Origin of the sequence: Halomonas sp. KX33721 (genome assembly GCF_001596805.1) — a bacterium.
GTDB classification, from domain to species: domain Bacteria; phylum Pseudomonadota; class Gammaproteobacteria; order Pseudomonadales; family Halomonadaceae; genus Vreelandella; species Vreelandella aquamarina.
This window is the reverse complement of record NZ_LVIA01000082.1, coordinates 1-1,581: the sequence shown is the minus strand read 5'-3', so window position 1 is coordinate 1,581 and position 1,581 is coordinate 1. Positions and strand designations below refer to the sequence as shown.

Annotated in this window: 2 protein-coding genes; one reads left to right on the top strand and one right to left on the bottom strand. The window is 57.8% G+C overall.

What is annotated here, in order from left to right; all coding sequences use genetic code 11:
• Positions 1-79 precede the first annotated feature (79 nt).
• Positions 80-493 carry an IS200/IS605 family transposase gene (gene tnpA / locus A3220_RS16405; RefSeq protein WP_054641838.1) on the bottom strand — a complete coding sequence of 138 codons (414 nt, stop codon included), beginning with the start codon at positions 491-493 and terminating at the stop codon, positions 80-82.
• Positions 494-549: 56 nt separating this feature from the next.
• On the opposite strand from tnpA, the gene A3220_RS16400 reads away from it, so the two are divergent.
• Positions 550-1,581, top strand: a 1,032-nt coding sequence (locus tag A3220_RS16400; RefSeq protein ID WP_062376013.1) for an RNA-guided endonuclease TnpB family protein, incomplete at its 3' end; no start/stop codon positions are given.

Here is a 1,581-nt window from a genome sequence, read left to right as displayed (position 1 = left end):
CAGCCTAAACYTCAGCAAAAACCCGCGTGAACCCTCACCCACTCGGGCGGGGAGGTAAGCGGGGGCCGCACAAGCGGCCCTATTCTGGTGTCTTCTGTCCCTGCACATAAGCCTTGAGCGTCTCGATAGTGGCTCCGCCTGCGCTACAAGCGAAATACGATCTCGACCACAGCACGGCGCTCTTGCTGAGGCGCGGAATATGGGCATTCAAGAACCGCACCCGTCGGGACGACGTGGATTTCAAATTGTTGACCAGCACACTGATCGACAGCCTCGGCGGATATTCCACGAGCAGGTGAACATGGTCTTCTTCACCATCGAACTCAAGGATGCGGCAGTCGAGTTTTTCGCAAGCTGATTCAAATGCCTCTCGGAGCTGCCCTATCATGTAGCCGTCGAACACTTTGCGCCGATACTTCGTCGTAAAAACAAGGTGGACGACTAGCCGAGTGACGCTATGCCGCCCTCGCCGATAACTTTCATACACACTCACTTTACATTCCTCGTTATAGTCCTTAATCTCTGGCTATTATAGCAGTGAGCACTGACATGCTGAAGGCCACCAAGGTACGCATCTATCCCACGACCGAGCAGGCGGAGTTCCTGAACCGCCAGTTCGGTGCGGTACGTTTCTGCTACAACACCGGCCTTCGCATCATGTCGCATCGCTACAAGCGTCACGGGCAGTCGCTGAGCGCCAAGCACGACATCAAGAAGCTGCTGCCGGTGGCCAAGAAATCGCGCAAGTACGGCTGGCTGAAAGAGGCGGATTCCATGGCGCTCCAGCAGTCTTGCATCAACCTTGATCATGCCTTCCAGCGCTTCTTCGACCCCAAGCAGAAGGCCGGCTATCCGCGCTTCAAGAGCAAGCGGGGCAAGCAGTCCAGCTATCACTGCGTCGGCGTCAAGGCCGGCGACAACTGGATCAAGGTGCCCAAACTGGGGCCGATCAAGGCCAAAGTTCACCGGCCTGTTGACGGCAAGCTCAAGAGCATCACGCTGTCGCGCACGGTCACCGGCAAGCACTACGCCTCGCTGCTCTTTGATACCGACCAGGCGACCCCCGTGCCGACCATGGACGTTGATACCTCTCGCGTCGTCGGACTGGACATGGGGCTATCCCATCTTGCTATCGACTCAAATGGCCGCAAGGTCGCCAATCCGCGCTTCCTCAAGCAGGCGCAGAAGAACCTCAAGCGCAAACAGCAGGCATTGTCACGCACGAAGAAGGGCAGCGCCCGCCGGGCCAAGGCACGGTTACTCGTCGCCAAGGCGTATGAGCGGGTCGCCAATGCCCGCAACGACTTCCAGCACAAGCTCTCTCGACAGATCGTTGACGATAATCAAGCGGTGATCGTCGAGACGCTGAAGGTCCGCAACATGATGAAAAACACCTGCCTCGCCAAGCACATCGGCGATGCGTCCTGGCATGCCTTGATGACCAAGCTGGACTACAAGGCCAGGGAGCAGGGCAAGCATCTGGTCAAGATTGACCCGTGGTTTGCCAGCTCCAAGACCTGCCATGTCTGCCAGCACAAGATGGACGCCATGCCGTTGAACGTCCGGTCGTGGGAGTGCCCT